Annotated in this window: 20 protein-coding genes; 6 read left to right on the forward strand and 14 right to left on the reverse strand. The window is 37.1% G+C overall.

The features are described 5' to 3' along the window. Nucleotides 1-84: 84 nt before the first annotated feature. On the reverse strand, nt 85-846 hold the full coding sequence (locus FW754_RS06225) for a substrate-binding domain-containing protein (protein ID WP_446324134.1): 762 nt from the start codon (nt 844-846) through the stop codon (nt 85-87). Nucleotides 847-1,116: 270 nt separating this feature from the next. Here FW754_RS06225 and FW754_RS06230 point away from each other — a divergent pair, with 270 nt between their 5' ends. Both FW754_RS06230 and FW754_RS06235 read left to right on the forward strand, forming a co-directional pair. Beyond that, the gene (locus tag FW754_RS06230) at nt 1,117-2,271 is read left to right on the forward strand and encodes a methionine aminotransferase (protein WP_446324135.1); all 1,155 of its coding nucleotides are present in this window, start codon (nt 1,117-1,119) and stop codon (nt 2,269-2,271) included. A 128-nt stretch (nt 2,272-2,399) separates the two neighbouring features. After that, nucleotides 2,400-3,767 (forward strand): MATE family efflux transporter, encoded by a 1,368-nt coding sequence (locus tag FW754_RS06235; RefSeq protein ID WP_446324136.1) that lies wholly within the window; start codon nt 2,400-2,402, stop codon nt 3,765-3,767. Between the two features lie 70 nt (nt 3,768-3,837). Here the strand turns inward: FW754_RS06235 and FW754_RS06240 are convergent, their stop codons facing one another. From FW754_RS06240 to FW754_RS06280, 9 genes are all read right to left on the reverse strand, one after another. After that, a complete protein-coding gene (locus FW754_RS06240) occupies nt 3,838-4,656 on the reverse strand; it encodes an ABC transporter ATP-binding protein (RefSeq protein WP_409510659.1) in 819 nt (272 codons plus the stop codon). 51 nt (nt 4,657-4,707) lie between these two features. Then, the gene (locus tag FW754_RS06245) at nt 4,708-5,469 is read right to left on the reverse strand and encodes an ABC transporter permease (RefSeq protein ID WP_446324137.1); all 762 of its coding nucleotides are present in this window, start codon (nt 5,467-5,469) and stop codon (nt 4,708-4,710) included. An 11-nt stretch (nt 5,470-5,480) separates the two neighbouring features. Beyond that, a complete protein-coding gene (locus FW754_RS06250) occupies nt 5,481-6,329 on the reverse strand; it encodes an ABC transporter permease (RefSeq protein WP_446324138.1) in 849 nt (282 codons plus the stop codon). Between the two features lie 27 nt (nt 6,330-6,356). Then, the gene (locus tag FW754_RS06255) at nt 6,357-7,409 is read right to left on the reverse strand and encodes an ABC transporter substrate-binding protein (protein WP_409510656.1); all 1,053 of its coding nucleotides are present in this window, start codon (nt 7,407-7,409) and stop codon (nt 6,357-6,359) included. A gap of 30 nt (nt 7,410-7,439) precedes the next feature. Further along, nucleotides 7,440-8,963, reverse strand: coding sequence for a hypothetical protein (locus FW754_RS06260; protein ID WP_446324139.1), 1,524 nt, complete (start codon nt 8,961-8,963; stop codon nt 7,440-7,442). A 12-nt stretch (nt 8,964-8,975) separates the two neighbouring features. Beyond that, nucleotides 8,976-9,191: a TOBE domain-containing protein gene (locus FW754_RS06265; RefSeq protein WP_409510654.1), complete on the reverse strand. Its 216-nt coding sequence runs from the start codon at nt 9,189-9,191 to the stop codon at nt 8,976-8,978. Nucleotides 9,192-9,296: 105 nt separating this feature from the next. Next, nucleotides 9,297-10,001, reverse strand: coding sequence for a Crp/Fnr family transcriptional regulator (locus FW754_RS06270; protein ID WP_446324140.1), 705 nt, complete (start codon nt 9,999-10,001; stop codon nt 9,297-9,299). Between the two features lie 123 nt (nt 10,002-10,124). After that, a complete protein-coding gene (locus FW754_RS06275) occupies nt 10,125-11,063 on the reverse strand; it encodes a TauD/TfdA dioxygenase family protein (RefSeq protein WP_409510652.1) in 939 nt (312 codons plus the stop codon). Nucleotides 11,064-11,267: 204 nt separating this feature from the next. Then, the gene (locus FW754_RS06280; protein WP_409510651.1) at nt 11,268-12,113 is read right to left on the reverse strand and encodes an SDR family NAD(P)-dependent oxidoreductase; all 846 of its coding nucleotides are present in this window, start codon (nt 12,111-12,113) and stop codon (nt 11,268-11,270) included. 196 nt (nt 12,114-12,309) lie between these two features. On the opposite strand from FW754_RS06280, the gene FW754_RS06285 reads away from it, so the two are divergent. The 3 genes from FW754_RS06285 to phoR all read left to right on the forward strand — a co-directional run bounded on the left by FW754_RS06285 (nt 12,310) and on the right by phoR (nt 15,332). Next, nucleotides 12,310-13,005, forward strand: a complete 696-nt coding sequence (locus FW754_RS06285; protein WP_409510650.1) for a TetR/AcrR family transcriptional regulator — start codon at nt 12,310-12,312, stop codon at nt 13,003-13,005. Nucleotides 13,006-13,237: 232 nt separating this feature from the next. Beyond that, a complete protein-coding gene (gene phoB, locus FW754_RS06290) occupies nt 13,238-13,948 on the forward strand; it encodes a phosphate regulon transcriptional regulator PhoB (protein ID WP_409510649.1) in 711 nt (236 codons plus the stop codon). Nucleotides 13,949-13,973: 25 nt separating this feature from the next. Then, nucleotides 13,974-15,332, forward strand: coding sequence for a phosphate regulon sensor histidine kinase PhoR (phoR, locus tag FW754_RS06295; RefSeq protein WP_409510648.1), 1,359 nt, complete (start codon nt 13,974-13,976; stop codon nt 15,330-15,332). A gap of 88 nt (nt 15,333-15,420) precedes the next feature. On the opposite strand, the gene asd is transcribed toward phoR, so the two are convergent. From asd to pncB, 3 genes are all read right to left on the reverse strand, one after another. Next, a complete protein-coding gene (gene asd / locus FW754_RS06300) occupies nt 15,421-16,278 on the reverse strand; it encodes an archaetidylserine decarboxylase (RefSeq protein WP_446324141.1) in 858 nt (285 codons plus the stop codon). Further along, entirely contained in the window at nt 16,275-17,123 is an 849-nt protein-coding gene (locus tag FW754_RS06305; RefSeq protein ID WP_446324142.1) for a sulfurtransferase, read from the reverse strand. The genes asd and FW754_RS06305 overlap by 4 nt, the downstream gene beginning before the upstream one ends. 126 nt (nt 17,124-17,249) lie before the next feature. Beyond that, on the reverse strand, nt 17,250-18,464 hold the full coding sequence (gene pncB / locus FW754_RS06310; RefSeq protein ID WP_409510645.1) for a nicotinate phosphoribosyltransferase: 1,215 nt from the start codon (nt 18,462-18,464) through the stop codon (nt 17,250-17,252). A 356-nt stretch (nt 18,465-18,820) separates the two neighbouring features. Between pncB and FW754_RS06315 the strand changes: the two genes are divergently transcribed. Further along, the gene (locus FW754_RS06315) at nt 18,821-19,177 is read left to right on the forward strand and encodes a roadblock/LC7 domain-containing protein (protein ID WP_409510644.1); all 357 of its coding nucleotides are present in this window, start codon (nt 18,821-18,823) and stop codon (nt 19,175-19,177) included. A gap of 90 nt (nt 19,178-19,267) precedes the next feature. Here the strand turns inward: FW754_RS06315 and FW754_RS06320 are convergent, their stop codons facing one another. Continuing rightward, nucleotides 19,268-19,447 carry a CopG family transcriptional regulator gene (locus tag FW754_RS06320; protein ID WP_409510643.1) on the reverse strand — a complete coding sequence of 60 codons (180 nt, stop codon included), beginning with the start codon at nt 19,445-19,447 and terminating at the stop codon, nt 19,268-19,270. Nucleotides 19,448-19,703 lie beyond the last annotated feature (256 nt).

Raw genomic sequence — 19,703 nt, forward strand, 5'->3', positions numbered from 1 at the left:
TTCTTTCCAAATATCTTAGCTATATTTAGCTTTACGAAAAGCCAGATAAAATGTCTGGCTTTTTATATAGCTCATAAGCTACAACTATTTGCTCCAACCAAATTTTTTAAAAATCACCAAGCCTTCTGATGACTTTAAAAAGTCTATAAATTTCTGTGTTTCCGAGTTTTTCTCGCCTCGTTCCGTCAATGCCACACCCATATCACGATAAATTACTAAATCACGTTCAATCGGAACAATTTGACCAATATTCGGATTACTTACACCCCAAATATTAAAAACTAGCCAAGCATCGTAACTTTTATCTTCTTCCCAAGCCTTTTTTGCTAAACCTGTATTTTGTGCATATAAAGCAATATTTTTACGGAAATCTTTGGTTAATTGAATTGTACCCGTCCTCCCAGCAATATCTTCCCACATACCGACTTGCCCCGCACCATGCGTCACTAAAACTTTTATATTTGAGTTCGCTAAATCTTTAAAGCCTTTTATATGCTTAGGATTACCATCTCTCACCAATATTGCAGCAGGACGTAAATATAAAGGCTCAATTGATAACTTAACAATTTGATCTAAAAAGGTGATTTCTAAATCCGACATCATGGCTTCAGAGCCGCTATAGAAAATATCTGCATCAACTTTCGCTTGATCGACCCATTGTTTGGTTGGCCCAGCCGTAACTTTAACTTCTATCCCAGTTTGATTCTGAAATTGTTTAGCTGCTTCCTGCATGGCTGGAGCAGGACCTCCGGGGCCATAAACATGTAATGCTGCCAACGTTGGCATCGCAAAAGAACAAAGTACTAGAGATAATGCATAACGATTAAATTGAATTTTTTTGAACATTTCTATTTCCTTGAAGTAGATTAAAAATAATTTAATCGCGTCATTCATGTGCCTTTTTTCATTTGATGCCATTGGTTAAACGATTTGATGTAAATATGTATCCACTCTATCGCTTATTTTAATCCGCAATATCTGAGTAATTTTCTTCGTCACATTTATACAAATTACTTCTGTCTAGAGTAAAACTGTACATGAGTGAAGTTCGGCTATTTAGCTCTAAAAAATGACCTGCTACACTCAAAGCAATCTTTTTAATCGAATTTGTTCGTCATGATCGAAATCCATTCCAAACTACCTGCACAAGGCGTGACTATATTCAGCATCATGACAGCAATGGCACAACGCTTAAATGCACTCAATCTTTCTCAAGGTTTTCCTGATTTCCCTGCTCCACCAGATTTATTGCAAGCCCTCAGCCAAGCAACTTTGGATGGATATAACCAATATGCACCAGGTGATGGTTTACTCAGCTTACGTGAAGAAGTCGCTAAGCTCTTTGTTCAGCGTGACCAATTGAAGTTTGACCCTGTCACTGAAATCACCATTACCCCAGGTGCAACCATTGGTATTTTTAGTGCTATTCAAGCCATTGTACATCCAGGCGATGAAGTCATTATTTTTGACCCCAGTTATGACAGCTATTCGCCAAGTGTTCAATTGGTCGGAGCTAAAGCCGTTCACATTGCACTGAATGCACCTGAGTTTTCGGTCGATTGGAATCAAGTCAAAGATGCCATTTCTGCAAAAACACGCATGATCATTGTTAATACACCACACAATCCAACTGGAGCAATTTGGTCAAAACAAGATTGGTTAAATCTAATTGAACTGATTGAAGATAAAAATATTATTGTGTTGTCAGATGAGGTCTATGAACATTTAATTTTTGATCGTCACAAACATTACTCAGCACTTTCATTTCCTGAATTGCGCCATCGTAGTTTTGTCGTTGGCTCTTTTGGTAAAACCTTCCATGTAACAGGTTGGAAAACAGGCTACTGTGTTGCAGCACCCGAGTTAATGAAAGTCTTCCGTCAGGTTTATCAGTTTGCCAATTTTTGTGGTGTAACCCCTGTGCAAATTGCACTTGCCCAGTATATGCAACAACACCCTGAACATATCTCAGGTTTATCGAGTTTCTATCAACAAAAACGTGATTTATTTATTTCAGGTATTCAACAATCTAAATTCAGTCTACTACCTTCTTCAGGCACATTTTTCCAAAACGTTGACTATAGTGCAATTCGTCCTGATTTAAATGATGTAGACATGTGCAAATATCTCGCTGAAGAACATAAAATTGTCGCTATTCCTGTTTCCGTTTTTTATCAAAAAGCACCTGAAAATTTACGTCTCATTCGTTTTTGTTTCGCCAAAAAAAATGAAACGCTCATTCAAGCAGGTCAAATTTTGAATCAAGTATAAATAGCCCTTCATACATTAAAAAATGTTCAAAAAATAAAGCCTGAGTTACCCAAATACTCAGGCTTTTTCAATGAGGTCTGTTATATTGAGAACTAGATAAAGACAACAGAATATTCAGTAGAATAACAATGCCAACGCACTCAGATATGATTCATCAACCTAAATTTTGGAAAACCTTTTTAATTTTTCTAGTTCCGCTCATCGTCACCAATATTTTACAAAACCTATCGGGCACAATTAATACCATCTATGTTGGACAAATGCTCGGTGTCGATGCCATTGCGGCTATTTCGGTATTTTTTCCTATTTTATTTGCAATGATGGCATTTGTAATTGGTCTATCTGCAGGTGCAACAGTTTTAGTGGGTCAAGCATGGGGCGCACAGGACATCACGAAAGTCCGTCAAATTGTTGGTGCAACTTTATTTATGACACTAATTGGCGGAACGCTGATCGCATTTCTTGGTGTGGTATTTGCACAAAATATCTTGGCTTTACTCGGTATTGACCCTGATATTATGCATTTATCTTTGCCTTATGTTCAATGGATGTTGGCAGGTAGTCCATTCTTGTTTATTTACATCATTTACACCTCTATTTTGCGGGGTGTAGGCGATAGTACTACTCCTTTAATTGCATCAGGGTTGACTATTTTTGTTGGTTTAATTATCACACCTGTACTGATTAAAGGGCTTTTTGGTTTTCCAAAATTGGGCATTATTGGCCCTGCGATTGCCACGACATGTGGTTTTATGAGCGTTCTATTTTTCTTATACAATTATCTAAAGCGCAAAGAACATCCTTTACGCTTATGTCCAGAATTGATTCAAAATATCCGCTATCAACCTGAACTGACTCGTTTAATTTTAAAATTAGGCATTCCAACGGGTGTACAAATGGTCACAAACTCTGTGGCTGCACTGGTAATTATTGGTCTGATCAATCAATATGGCTCGCACGCTACAGCGGCATATGGTGCAGTCAATCAGGTTTTAAATTATATTCAGTTCCCTGCGCTATCTATCTCTATTGCTGCTTCTATTTTTGCAGCACAAGCGATTGGTGCAGGTAAGTCAGATTCTCTATCTAAAGTAACACGAACGGCTTTATGGATGAATATCATTATTACAGGTAGCCTGATTACATTGGCTTATTTGTTCTCAAAATATCTTATGGCAATGTTCATTACCGATCCTGCTGTCATTGAACTTGGACAACAGTTGCTCTTTCTTGTGCTGTGGTCAATTTTATTTTTTGGTGCGAGTGCCATTTTTGCATCGATTATGCGTTCAAGTGGCACCGTTTTAATGCCCATGCTGATCAATATTTTTGCGATTGTATTGATTGAAGTTCCTTTTGCTTATTATTTTAGTAGCATCTGGGGTTTAAAGGGCATTTGGTATGCTTATGCGCTGACATTCTTTAGTATGTGTATTGCTCAGGGGGTGTACTATCAATTTGTATGGAAGAAAAAAACCGTTGAAAAATTGATTTAATATCAAATATAAATACATAAAAATGCGAGCACATAACTCGCATTTTTTATGCCTAAACATTAAGTCTAAATTACCATGCTAAACGGTAACGCTCTAACTCATGTGCCTCAATTTCTACTGTTGACTGATCTTTAAAGTCGAGCAAAATATCATTTTTAATGGCGGAAAGTCGAAAGTCTTCTCTATGCCGTGGTCGAGCCAAATCAACATTAATAATTCGCTTAATTCGTCCTGGATGAGGTTGCATCACTACAACCCGATCTCCAAGTAAAACGGCTTCTTCTACATCATGTGTAACCAAAATTGTGGTGATTTTTTCTGAAGCCCAAATACGCTGAAGCTCTTGCTGTAAATTGGCACGAGTTAAGGCATCCAATGCTCCAAAAGGCTCATCGAGTAATAAAATTTGTGGTCGATTGACAAGGCTACGAGCAATTGCAACACGTTGACTCATCCCACCAGATAACTGACTTGGATACGCCTGTTTAAATGCACTAAGTTGTACCAATTCAAGATGATAATCAATTAGTTCCTGCTTTTCTTTTTTCGATAATTTGCTGTTGTCCAATGCCAAAGCAACATTTTTTTCAACCGTCAGCCATGGAAATAAACGGTGATCTTGAAAAACAATACCTCGTTCTAAACTTGTCCCCTGAATCGCTTGACCATCAATACTTATCTTGCCGTTGTATTCACCATCTAAGCCAACCAAAAGGCGTAATAATGTTGATTTCCCACAGCCACTATTACCCACAATACTAATAAATTCACCGGGTTGAATATCTAAATTAATGTGTTCTAATACTTTCAGCGGCTCGCCTTTGTTCGGAAAATATTTGTCCAATTGCTGAATTTGAACATGCCCAGCTATTTTTACGTGTTGATTCATTTGATCTATTTACTCACTTTTACCCATATTCACTCAAGTAATTGGGTCACATTATTTTTCTGAAGGCTGGCGCCAACGTAAATTGTAATTTTCAAAAAATTGTGCGGCTTTGGATAAAATCAATCCAATAACAGCAATCACCACCATGCCGTACAGCACAACTTCCATTTTAAATACATTCTGTCCATCTAAAATTGGGTTGACGACACCAAGATCTGATACAAAAAAATACTCTGCGCCAACCGTCGCCATCCACGAAAAGACCAAAGCAATATTTAAACCGGCAAAAATACTTGGTGCTGCCGCAGGTAAAAGCACTTTAAAAAACCGATGTGTGGCACTCAATTGGAAAATATCGGCAACTTCATACAAGTGATGAGGTACATTTTTAATGCCGTCGTAGGTATTGAAAAAGACAGGATAAAAGACCACAAGCGCGATAAAAATAACTTTAGACAATTCGCCATGACCGAACCACATAATCATCAATGGAATCCATGCAAATACAGCAACATGCTTAATGGCATTGAGCGTTGGAGAAAAGAATCGGTCTGCCCAAGTGTTTAATCCAAGTACTAGTCCTGCACTCACCCCCACTAATCCTCCTGCAATAAAACCTGCCAAATTCCGAATCAAACTTGCTAGTACATTTTCTCTCAGCTCACCTGACTGCCACCCTTTAATGAACTCATCCCAGACCGTAGAAAGTGGAGGTAAAAATGCAGCATCAATCCATTTTTGTTGTGCCGACACACTCCAAACCAACAATAAAATAATAGGAATGACTGCACCACGATAATCTATTTTTTTCATCGTTCATTCTCCTACTTTTGTAGATGCCAAGCCTTAAATGGACGTTGTAACAAGCTAATCAATACATCAAAGAAAAAGCCCACTAACCCAATAATCACCACTGTTGCCATCACCACATCAAGTTGAAAAATTTGACGACCATAGACCATGATGTAACCAATCCCCTCACTTGATGCCAATAACTCTACAGCCACCAAAGCTCCCCAAGCACTCGCGAGCGATAAGCGTAATCCGCCAATAAAGCTAATTAATGCACCAGGGAAAATCAGATTTTTAAACTTTGACCACACACTAAGTTGATAGACATCTGCTACTTCTGTCAGTGAAGATGGAATATTGCGTACACCTTTATAAATATTGACTGTCATGGGTAACAACGCTGCTTTTGCAATCAAAATAACCTTTAAGGCTTCATCAATTCCGACCACTAAAACCAGTAATGGAATCCATCCCACTACTGGGACAAGATTTAATATTTTAAAGATTGGCCATACATAGGCTTCAATTGTTTTCGATAAGCCCATACCTAAGCCAAGAAATATAGCTATCGTAATGCCTGCACCAAAACCATAAAGAATACGAACGAGACTTACGCTTAAATTGCTCCACAACTCTCCACTGCTATAAAGATCTTGTAGTGCTATCCACACCGCTTGTGGCGCAGGGAGGAGAAGTGGATTGACCCAACTTTTTTCGACAGCAACATACCAAAATAATAAAATGCTTAATGGAAAAATCCCTCCAATAATCCATTTCACTGCTTGGCTTGTTTTTAAAAAATCAATAATGCCTAACGTTCTAGCTTGCCTATCTAAACCTACAACAGTTTCTATAGGCTTCAATGCAATCTCCTCTGACATACTCACACTCCCTTTTCAGCACACTGCTTATTTGGTTGCCCAAAAATTCTGCAAGTTCAGTGTTTTCAATGCATTATTGACATATTTTGGTTCAACCCACTGATCAACATTAAAATCACCACGAATTAGTTTTAAATCCTGACCTGCTTTTAGTTTTTGTTTAATCAGTGAGATACTCGCCTGATTAAATACAGGTGCACTATGAAGCTTTAAATCTACACCTGTATTGGCTTTGACAAAGGCGTTATACGGTAGTCCTGACTTCGCCCAAAGCTTAAATAATGCATCTTTATTGGCAGGGTTACTCTCCCATGCTGCTTGCTTGACTAAAACATTCACTACTCTTTGTACAGTTTCAGGATACTTCTGTTCAAACTTTGAATTAACCAAAATATAGCCCGAACTTTGATACAAATTTGGTTCTTGCTTAGTCGAATAAATAATTTTGGCAATACCACGATCAACGACTGGGAAAATGGATTGATTGGTATAAAGACCATCAATATCCCCACTTGCCAATGCCGAATAACCGACAGGACCATCCATATTGACAAAACGGAAATCCTTTTCAGTAAAGCCATGCTTTTTAATGACATTATTAATAGCTAAATGGACACTTGTACCTTTAAAGAAACCAATCCGTTTCCCTTTAAGATCTGCCCAAGACTTCGCTGTTGAACCTGTTGGAACAGCCAAGTAGGTATTATCTTCACTTCCGCCAATGGCAATCAGTTTCGTATCTAAACGGCTTGCTTTACCAATTAACGCAGGTAGGTCTCCAAGCCAAGTAATATCGACTAGACCATTGGCATAAGATTCATTAATTGCAGGCCCTGCACCCTTAAAATTGTTCCATTGCACCTTAATGCCATCTTTTTGAAATTCCTTTTCAAGTAAGCCTAAAGTTTGTGTTGTTGCATAATAATTACCATAAGGCACAGGACGATTTCCTGTTCCAACCAAAGGTGATGCTAAACGAATCACAGTCGGTTTTGCTTCAGCAGCAACAGTCTGTAAAGATGGAATCCATGTTGCTGTTAAAAGTACGCCAGAGATAAAAACTTGAGTAAAAGAGCGCATCAAAAATTCCTCTAAATTATAAAATAAGGGTTAAAATCCAAACTGAAATTGCGCAACAACTTCATTATATTTTTGGTTGAAAATTTCGTTATTGACATGGTTTAAGTTCAATTGGAACTTGGTAGTTTCTGCAAAAAATGCATTTAAACCCAATGAATGGATATCAATCTGTTGATTCGTTAAGTCTTTATCTCGATCAATGGTGTCGTAACGATAAAATGCTTGATAAGACTTCGGCCACCAATCGTCATAGCGCCCTTGATTTCGGAAACCTTTGACAAATTGTTCACCTAAATTCCAGAACAATGTTCCTGTCTGTGACTCACTTTTGCGGTTACGAGTCTGTTGCTGACCAATATAAGTATCATCTTCACCTTTGACATATTCGTACGTCACACCAAAAGGATGATGGTTATAATAAATATCAAAGCCTTGACGTAAAATATCGCCTTTACCTGCAAATGCCGCACTATTACCATTGATATCAAATAAGTTACTTTTCCCTTGATACCAAGACAAACCAAAGCTCAATTCGCGTAACCATGAGTTATATTCTGCTGGCACGGTATAACGCAGACGTCCAATAAAATTCTTATCATCGTTGTCATCAGACTTATTTGCACCATTACCATTGACTACACCAAAAGCATAAGTCAATAAAGGTGAACGATAGTTATACCCATAATCCACAGTTGGAAATGCATCACCACGCACCACAAGACCTACTTCACGTAGTGCTAAACCGTAACCATATCCAGGTAAACTAAACAGTGCATTATTGATGGTTGGTTTTAAATCTTCTGTTGCTTGAACTTCCTGACCAAAAGGTAATAACTGTTGCCCAAGCGTCACCGATAAGCGTCCCGTATCCTGACTTAAAGTCGGTAAAACGTTATAAATCAATTGTGCATCGAGTAAATTTAAATAACTATTATTGGTTCCAGACTGTGGTGATGTACCAAAACGTAAATTAAAGTCGAGGTTTTTACCCTCTTCATAATCTCTAAATAAATTCCCAGTAAAGCCGACTTGCACTGCCCCTAAGTCAAAGGATGAACGACGATGATTCACCGCTGAACCTGTATTTAAACCTGTCGGTGGTGTGGTTTGTGGTTCATCAAGATAAGATGCCTTGGTCTGTACAACCCCATTTATTTGCAATTGGCGTGCAGATAATGCTGTTTTAGTATCTCGTTCACGTTGTACCTGATATTTAAAGTTTTCAAGATCACTTTGTAAGCCTTGGACATCAGCTTGAGTCGCAAAACCTTGACTTCCCTCTTCACCATCTACATTTTGCGCAAGTTCACCATCAATACTTTCTGAAACAATCGTTTCTTCAACTGCACCCTTTCGTACTTGAGTATCAGATACCTGCCCATTTTCTTGTTGTGATTTGAATTGATTGAGTTCAGTTTTCAACAGCTTTAATGATTTTTCTAACTGACTAACCTGTTGTTGTAGCTGATTTACATCTGGTGCTGCATGTGCCAATGCAATACTGGCACTTAATAATGAAAATGTCGCTAGACTTTGTCGAATGTGTTGCTTCATGAATCGAACCACCTACAGTTTTGCAAGCGATACATCGGTTGATTTAATCAACACAATGACCTGACTGCCAATTTGTAAGTCCAATTGTTCGACTGAACGTGTGGTAATAACTGAAGTAAAAATACCGGATGCCGTAACAACATCGACTTCAGAAACAACATCACCTTTAATAATTTCTTGAATTGTGCCTTTTAACTGATTTCGCACATTAATAGATTGGATAGTCAACTGAATAATTCCTATAAAATAACTTGGAACTAATACTGCCTAAAATTTATAATAATCAAAAATAATATAATCATCTTTTTATATCTTATTTTATAAAATAAAAAATTAGACTTCAGAAATACGACTCTCTATATATTTTAAATCATGAATAATAATATTTTCATACTGCCAAAAAACGACATTTAAATTAACTAATTTTTTAATCTCTTTATTAATCGTTTGCCTTGATGAAGATAATAAGTCAGCAAGGTCATGTTGTGAAATTTTGAGCTTTATTTCCAAACCATCTGGATGTGAAACACCATACTGCTGTACAAGTTTCCATAAGACATGACAAACTTTTTGATGCAAATTTGCCACCTGTGAAAATTTAATTTCATGCAATAGTGCATACATCCTTTGTGAGAGTATCTGCAATACATCTTGATATAAGATATTGTTATTATTTAATTCGTTCTGAATAATATGACGAGGAACAACCAAAACTCGAACTTGATTAAAAGCATAATAATCGTAATCAATTTTTTGCTGATTTAAACAAGGCAATAGATTAATGACGTTCTGTTCTGAATAATAATTAAAGGCATGAAAACGCCCCAATGGGCTTAAATAGCCAATTTGAATAATTCCATCAATCAGGATATACAACGCATCTGTGCAATTTTCCTTACTTAATATTAATTCTCCTTTTTGATGTTTTTTAGTATACGACTTGGTTATTATATTATCCAATCGATTATTAGATATATTTTTAAAGACATTCCTTAAAACACATACATTATCATTTAATGAAAAATCATAAAATTCCATAAATCCACCTTATATTTATCAATATAATATTAGATGGAATATGGAAATTACTCGAATCATTTATTATTCATAAAATATCTATTTTTATGCAAAGCCTTAAATATTGTTTATAAAGAATATACTTTACGAAACTTTTTCATAAAAACTTTCTTCACCATAATTTAAATGTGAAATATCACGTTTCACCTCTTGCTTTAATGCTTTACTCGGTTGACCGTCAGCACCTACAGGAATATCACCTTCTAAAGTCACACGGCGCACCACACGATGTTGATCGCCATAATCATTGATAGCACGATGTTGTGTCGCACGGTTATCCCAAATAGCAACATCACCTGCTTCCCAACGCCAACGTACAATATTTTCAAGTTTTAAAATATGACTCTGAAATAAATCAAATAATTTACGTGAATCTGTCGAGTTATAGCCTACAAAACTTTTAAAGAAATGCCCTAACAATAAAGTTTTTTCACCTGTTTCAGGATGCACACGCACCAAAGGATGCTCTGTTTCATACTCAGTTGCTGTGAAAATTTCACGATATTTTTCACGTTGTTCCGTGGTGATACTTGCTGATGCTGCATAGTCATAACTATTGCTATGCACTGCCCTTAAAGAATCAGCAAGTACTTTAAGTGATTCAGGTAAATGTTCATACGCAGCTGTCGTATTTGCCCAAACCGTATCACCACCGACTTCAGGGGCAATGACGCTACGTAAAATTGAAGCTTTAGGATAATTTTCAATAAAAGTAATATCGGTATGCCACGTATCTGCACGACCACCACGAGAGTCCAATTCTAAAATATGGTTTGAACCCTTTTTAGTGGGTACCGTTGGGTGATTCAATGGTGTCCCTAGACGAGCAGCGAAGGCTTCTTGTCCAATGTCATCTAGCTGATGCTGACCTTTAAAAAAAATCGTTTTATATTGTAAAAGCGCTTGATTGATTTCATTGACCACATCCTCAACAAGATTCGATGATAAATCTACTCCTGAAATTTCAGCGCCAATACGCCCACCAATCGGTTTTACTATAATGTGTTGATAGTTATAACTCATTTTTTATTCCTCAATTGTCATTTTGCTTCTATGCGTCAAAGTGCATATCCATGATTTGATAATGAAGAATCTGTTTATGCAAATCTGTCAAAAAATTGACATTTTTTTTCTGCATTTCTGATAAAGAAAAAATTAAAAAGAATATAAGTACAAAAAAACCCGCTTAAGCGAGTTTTTTATTTTAAAAAATTAATTACATATAAATTATTTAGGCTCTAATCTTTTACTTAACTTGGTTGCCATTGCAGTAATACGTTGGTAACCCGTTGGTAAAACACGTTGAATAAGATCGAGTGTTTTCGCATCATTACCAATCAACAAACGACGTTTGTTTTTCAACACTGCATCTAAAATTTGTTGTGCTGCTTCTTCAGCAGGCATACGCAATAATTTATTGAATGCTTTAGCCGATTTTTCAGGATTCATGCCCATTGATTTGATGCTATCACTCATACGTGCATCATTGGCAATATTGGTACGAATACCTCCTGGATGTACACTAAGCGCACTCACACCACTATTTTCAATGTCTAATTCTTGACGCAAAGATTCAGTAAAACCACGCACCGCAAACTTAGTTGAGTTATATGCAGATTGAGTTGGCTGAGCGGTTAATCCAAATAAACTTGAGGTATTGATGATGTGACCTTCACCTGTTTTTTTCAAATACGGAAGAAATTCTTTTGTACCGTACACTACGCCCCAGTAGTTAATACCCATGATCCATTCAAGGTCTTCATAATTTGAACCTTCAACTGTTGAGCCCAATGCAACACCAGCATTGTTAAAAATCATATTCACAGAACCATGATTTTGTACTGTTTCTTCAGCCCAAGTACGCACTTCTTCAAGTTTAGCAACATTGACTTTTTTAGACGTTACACGAACATTATAAGGTTTCACCAATTCTACAGTTTCAGCTAAACCCTTTTCATTTACATCACTAAGCGATACATGACAGCCTGCTTTCGCCAAGAGTACAGCAAGCTGCTGTCCCATACCTGAGCCCGCACCTGTGATTGCCGCAACTTTGTTTTTAAAATTTTTCATTTTTTGTCCTTTTTAGTCAACCACACAGATTTTGAAGCTGCGTAGTACGTGTTTATTACTATAAATTTGACAATACATATTGTCAATATACAATACTGATGATTCATACCCAAAAACGATATAAATATATTCATCGGCTTCAATGCTGTTTATTGGTAAAATCCACTTTTGCACGGTTAACTTGGCTTCTATTCTTATGACATACGTAGACTCAAATACAGAGATACACCCTGACGCACAGGCAAAACCTGTCAAAAAAATCATTAAAGAACGTCAGTTTAAAGGCATGTCACTCACTGAGCGTAAACAAGCACGTCGTGAAAAACTCATTGAAGCGGGCATTGAAGCCTACGGCACACATGGCTTTTTTTCGGTAACTGTTAAAGATATTTGTATAGAAGCGAAGCTAACTGAACGCTATTTTTATGAATCCTTTAAACGCAGTGAAGATTTGTTTCAAACTATTTTTCTCAAATTGATTGATCAAATGCAAAAAACACTGCTTACAGGCGTAATGAAAGCCTCGCCTAATCCTGAAAAAATGGTGCATTCAGGTTTAACCTCACTCTTTAAAATGCTCAAAGATGATCCACGCACTGCACGTATTATTTATATCGATGCTATGCTCGTTCAAGAACTGCATAACCAAGCGACTATTCATGAAACGATGACTCAATTTGATCGTATGATTCATGCTTTTGTAAGTTTGATGATGCCCAATATTTCTCGTTCTGAACAAGAGATTTCATGGGTTGCCACAGGACTGAATGGCTATGTCACCCAAATTGCAGTACGCTGGGTTATGGGAGGGTTTAAACAATCCCTTGAAGATGTCGTCATGGCATGTGAAACCGTATTTTTGTCATTATTAAATACATTTTCGAGTAAATAATTGAAAAAATTTACAAAATAGGTATTTTTTCCAAAAAAAATTAGATCAATAAGTATTTTTTATTGATCTAATAAATATATGATTATATTGATGATGTAAAAAAATTGTCACAAATCTTTGCTAAAAAATGCAGATATGATTTTTTTTGCAATGATACTGTCACAATTAAACCTTGTAATAAGCCTGTCATAAATAAAAACGGTCAACCGTTTCATTAATAGGGTATTGCGTTGTGAAAGATGACTATATTTTAATCGTCGATGACGAACTTCCGATCAGGGAAATGATCCATACCTCATTGGATATGGCTGGATTTCAGTGTTTACAAGCTGAAGATGCAAAACAAGCGCATCAAATGATTGTCGATCAACGTCCATCTCTGATTCTGCTAGATTGGATGATGCCTGGTGGTGTCAGTGGTGTAGACTTGTGTCGTCGCCTTAAACGTGATGAAAATCTAGCAGAAATCCCTGTGATCATGCTGACTGCACGTGGTGAAGAAGACCATAAAGTACAAGGTCTTGATGCAGGTGCAGATGACTACATGACCAAACCATTTTCAACCCGTGAATTGGTGTCACGTATAAAAGCGGTACTACGCCGTGCCAATGCGCTTAGCGGTGAAAAAACCATTGATGCCAATGGATTGATTCTTGATCCTGTCAGCCAACGTGTCAGCTTTAGTGATCATATTTTAGAGATGGGACCAACCGAATACCGTCTACTTGCCTTTTTTATGACCCATCCTGAACGTGCCTATACTCGTGCTCAATTGCTCGACCAAGTATGGGGTGGCAATGTGTATATTGAAGACCGTACCATTGATGTTCATATTCGTCGTTTGCGTAAAGTGCTTGAACCTTTTGCAGCAGACCGTTATGTTCAGACCGTTCGTGGCACAGGTTACCGTTTTTCGACCCGTGCCGATGTCGCTTTAGGCTAACATTTTTCAGGTAATTTTTTGTTTTATGTATGAACCCTACCCCGTCCCTGATCTTGCAAATGAATATAAAAAGTTTCGTTATAGTAGCTTATGGGCATTTGCAAAACAGGACTTAAAATTACTGGTCTTTTTACTGGTCATTGCCTGTTTTATTGGATTAGGTGCTGGGTATTTTTGGATCTGTATTAGCCTCGCATTTGTAGTCTTTTTTACCATCCAATTGCATTCGTTATATTTAGTCAATGATTGGATTTCCAACCGCCCTTATGATTCTCCACCCAATTTAAACGGGATTTGGGGCGCTTTACTGTTCAATGTATATCGAGCGCAGCGTCAGGAACGAATTGTACAAGCTGAAATGGTCGGACTCATTGACCGTGCGCAATCATCCTTAGTTGCACTTGCTGAAGCTGTTGTTCTGACGGATGAACTTCATCAAATTGAATGGTGGAATCCTGCTGCGGAAAAACTCCTCGGCATTCAACCGATTGATCGTGGTCGCAATATTTTGACCATTATTCGCCAACCCATTTTTATTGAATATTTCAACAATATTGACCAATCACCTGATGGCATTAAAATCAAATCATCCGTGTTTGATGAACATTATGTACAAATTAAATTAACTCGTTTTGGCAGTGAAAGTCGCCTTGTCGTAGCCTACGATGTGACACGCATGCATAATCTTGAGCAAATGCGTAAAGACTTTGTGGACAATATTTCCCATGAACTACGCACACCACTCACTGTACTGAGTGGTTATATTGAAACATTCACCGATCAAGAAGATTTAAACCCGCGTTGGAAACGTGCATTTGAGCAAATGCAGTCTCAAACACGGCGTATGAATGCTTTGGTCAATGATTTACTGTTACTTTCTCGCTTGGAAGGTAATAAACAAATTGCCAAAAACCAAATCATTGAAATGCCAAGCTTAATGAATCAATTGTTTGATGATGCACAAGCATACAATGTTGATTATGGACATACGCTCAATTTGGATATTGACAGCCATTGTGACTTAATTGGTTCGGATATTGAGCTTGCAAGTGCGTTTAGCAATCTGATCAGTAATGCGATTAAATACACGCCTAAAGGCGGTACAGTGACAATCGGATGGCATGATGATGGTGAGCATGGCTACTTTACAGTAGAAGATACTGGCATCGGTATTGATCCTAAACATTTACCACGATTGACTGAGCGTTTTTATCGTGTCGATAGCGCACGTAGTCGTCAAACAGGTGGAACAGGCTTAGGGCTCGCAATTGTGAAACACGTTCTAATGCAACACAATGCTTATTTGGAAATTGATTCTGAAGAAAACAAAGGTTCAACTTTCCGTGTGGTTTTTCCCAAAGAACGTTTATATATGCACGAATAACAAAATTTAAAAAATAAATATCATATAGTTAATAAAAAATCCCGCTAAAATTTTGCGGGATTTTTTTAATCTATTCTCAGCAAAAATCTTAAACCGATTTTACCTTCCCTAAAGCTTCACCCATGATGACATCAGAGTTAGCTTTTAAATAGTCATCCCAAACAATTTTATCTTTCTCAAACAATACAATCGCAGTCGACCCTAAGTAAAAACGCCCAAGTTCCGCACCTTTTTCAAGTTGCATCTCGTGATGATTCAACTCCACACGACCTGTAGGTTTCACTTTACCTGTCGCAACAGTTTCAATACCAGCCACAATCATTGCACCGACTAGAACCACTGCCATACGACCAAGTTCAGTATCAAACAAACATACCATACGCTCATTACGTGCAAATAAACCCGGAATATTTTCCGCAGTCGTTTGGTTTACAGAGAATAATTCACCTGGAATATATAAAGTTTCTGTTAGTTTACCTGCAAATGGCATGTGTACACGGTGATAATCTTTTGGTGACAAATACACCGTTACAAATTCACCTTGTTTAAAAGGTACTGCAAGTTGTGGATCACCAATCAATTTTTCAACTGAAAAACTTTGACCTTTAGCTTGAAATACATCGCCATCACGAACTTTACCAATTTGAGAAATTGCACCATCGGCAGGACATACAATATGCAGTGGATCAGGATCAACACTACGAATACCATCTTTTAATGCACGGGTAAAAAAATCATTGAATGATTTATATTTCAGCGCATCAGTTTGTTCAGCAATAGACATATCAATGCCATATTTCGCTTTAAAAGCTTGGATGACCACATTTTTAACAAGAGGATTTTCACTTGCAGCGACTTTACCCACCACACGACTCAATTGTTGTTGTGGCACAATACGCTGTGCTTGAATAAAAATTTGTTTTTTTAAATCAGAAGTAAGACTCACGCAGGTGATTCTCCAGTAATTATTGGACTGTCAGAACGATTACCCCATTCGCTCCATGCACCGTCATACGCCACAATATCCCAATTCAGTAATTTTCCAACAATATATGCCAGACCTGAGCGGTGATGCGACTGGCAATACACAACAACAGGCTGACTAAGATCAAAGCCTAACTGTTCAAGTCGTTGCTGTGTGCGTTCTAGGGAATGCAATTTTAAATGATTTTGACGTGCAATTGCAGTACTCCATTCAAAATGTCTTGCTCCCGGAATATGACCACCACGTCGTGCTGTCATTCTGAGCCCTGCATATTCATCTTCTGTACGACAATCCCATAGCTGAATTGCTTGCTGTTCAACCTTTTGGCGTAAATCATCGTATTGAATACGAAAATTTTCAACCTGACTCAAATCGACTTTTACCGATGTGGACGGCGAGTCAAATTCTTCAATATCTGATGATGTTGGGTAATCTGCACCAAGCCATGCATGAATACCACCATTGAGTAAACTGACTCGATCAAAACCCAGACAATGTAAATTCCAAATCAATCGCCCTGCCCATGCTCCACCCTCATCATCATAAACCACCACATGATGATCAGGTGAAATTTTTAAATAATCAACCAAGGCTTGTAAGTCTGCTTCTTCAGGTAAAAGCCCTGTAGCAGTTTCTTCAAGCTGAACCAATTGCCCAGGTTTGACATGGATGGCATGTGGAATATGAAGTTGTTCAAAAACCGAGCTTCGGCTTAAGTCGACAATACGCAGAAACGTATGTCCAAGATGGGGTAAAAGTTGGTCGGCATTGACCAATAATCCAAAATTAAACAAAGGTGCTGTCATAAGATTTTTCGAATTTTAGTTCATCATTACAATTGATCTTATCACAGCACGTTTGGCGATAATGCTGAATTTCAGGGATTCTTAGCTGAAATTCAAATATCAAAAAACCAATATTTTCAAATGATTTTAAGCCGATTTTTCTTCATCAGAAATATCAAAAACCTGCCGTAAATAGGCCAAGAAAGTATCGTTATCGGTCATAGTTTTACCCGGACTATCTGAGATTTTGGCAACAGACTGACCATTACATTCCACGAGTTTCAATACGATATTTAGCGGTGTTTGTCCCATATCATTGGTCAAATTTGTGCCAATACCAAAACTCACTTGGAAACGATCTTTAAAGTATTGATGCAAAGCCCAAGCACGTTCAACATCTAAACCATCACTAAAGGTTAGCATTTTGGTACGTGTATCAATTTTCAACTTTTTATAATGTTGATAAGCCTTATCACCCCATATAAATGGGTCACCACTGTCATGACGTAAACCATCAAATAGCTTAGCAAAATACAAATCGAAATCACGTAAGAATGCATCCATACCAACCACATCGGTCAGAGCAATACCCAAATCACCCCGATATTCTTGCACCCATGTTTCAAGCGCAGATTTTTGGAAATCGCGCAAACGAACATCAAGAGCTTGGAATGCTTGTAAAAATTCATGCGCCATCGTTCCAATTGGGTAAATACCCAATTCACGTGCAATCATGACGTTACTCGTTCCACGGAAAACCGCAGGCACAGCTTCATGGAATGTTTGAATGACATGCTTTTGCCAATCTAGGCTATAACGGCGACGAGTACCAAAATCTGAAACCAAGAATGGTGGATCATTTGGATTTTGTTCTTTTGAATATTGTTTTAATTGTGCAACTTTAGCTTGTAAACGACGTTCACCTTCAACCAGTACATCATCTGAACGAATACGGCTAAAGTAAAGCTCATTGACTATCGCAAGGACAAAAATTTCAAACATCATGGCTTGAACCATTGGACCTTCGACCCAAATATCCAAACGCCCTTCACTGTCAATTCCAGCTTTAATAAAGCGTCGTTTCAGTTGGAATAACTCCAAATAATCAACAAAATCGCTTTTGATAAAACGTAATTTCCGTAAATAAATCAGTTCATCTTCGGCAAATTTTAAGTTACATAGATGGTCAAGTTGTTCGTTGAGATCCGCCAAAATATCGACCAAGGGATAAACGGTATCATCAAGATTTCGACAACGAAAATGGTAAACACTATCGGCTTGAGGGAATTTGTGTAACACGACTTGTAACATGGTGAATTTGTACAAATCAGTATCGAGCAGGGATTGGATAATTGGAGCCATATCTATTTTTGATTTCGCTATGCTTATTTCATTAAAGCATATTTTTTTCGCAAAGAAGCCATGTTCTGACTAAATTTAAGAAATTTTAAATAACTCACACCAATACTTTGTTTTTTTTATCGAATTCAATGTAGTAAGTAAACGAATCGTTTAACTCGATACAGCTTTAGATGAGCTTTTAACAAACATTCATTATAATAATATGTTAATAAAATGAGAATTTAATATTTTTTTATGCATAATTGTTGAAATATCAAGCATACTTAATTAACATCTATGTATTAATAAAATTACATTTCTTTACCTAATAGAAATAATTACACATTTACCCCCAACCAATAAATGGAAAATTAAGTATGGCTAAATTTAACTTAGATGAATTGAATCAAATTGATGGCTTCGTAGCTGCGGCACTTGTAGACAGCGCAAGTGGTCTAGCAATGGCAGCTCTTGGTTCAGGCCTTGATTTAGAACTTGCTGCTGCAGGCAATACAGAAGTAATTCGTGCAAAGCGTAAAGTTGCAAAAGCATTGAATTTAAATGATAAAATTGAAGATATTTTAATTACACTTGGTAAGCAATACCACTTACTTCGTCCGCTTGATCGTAATGACGAATTATTCCTTTACCTTGTACTTGACCGTCAAAAATCAAATCTTGCAATGGCTCGTCACGAGTTGAAAGCATTTGAAAAAGGTCTAGATTTTTCTTAATTTGGTTTAGTTATACAAAAAAAGCTGGCAATGCCAGCTTTTTTAATCAAAAAATATTTCATATTAATTATAATTTTTTGCAAAATAATTCTACTTCTTTTCTATATTCATTTTCGTTGCATATTCAACGCCATGGGTATTTAAATATTCTCGAATTAATTGGCGTACAACCTGAGAAGGTTTCAAATCTTGCTGACTGCATAAATCTTCAAAAGCTTGCTTTTTTACAGGATCAATCAAGATTGTCAGCCTTGCCGTCTTATTTTCCATAATGCAGATTCCACAGCCCAGTTAACATTAAATGATAATATGATTATCATCATTTTTTCACAAGTTCTTTTCATCAATCTATAGGACAACATATTTAATCGATAAAGTATTAAACAGAATGCATATTTTCAGCAAAAGCAATAAAACACATATATTTTATATGGAATTGTATATTTTGCAATGTTGGTATAATTGTCAATTATTTATATACTCAATCAAGCTAAGCCATATTTTTACAAACCTCTTAACATCAATA

This window comes from Acinetobacter sp. 1207_04 (assembly GCF_052850415.1).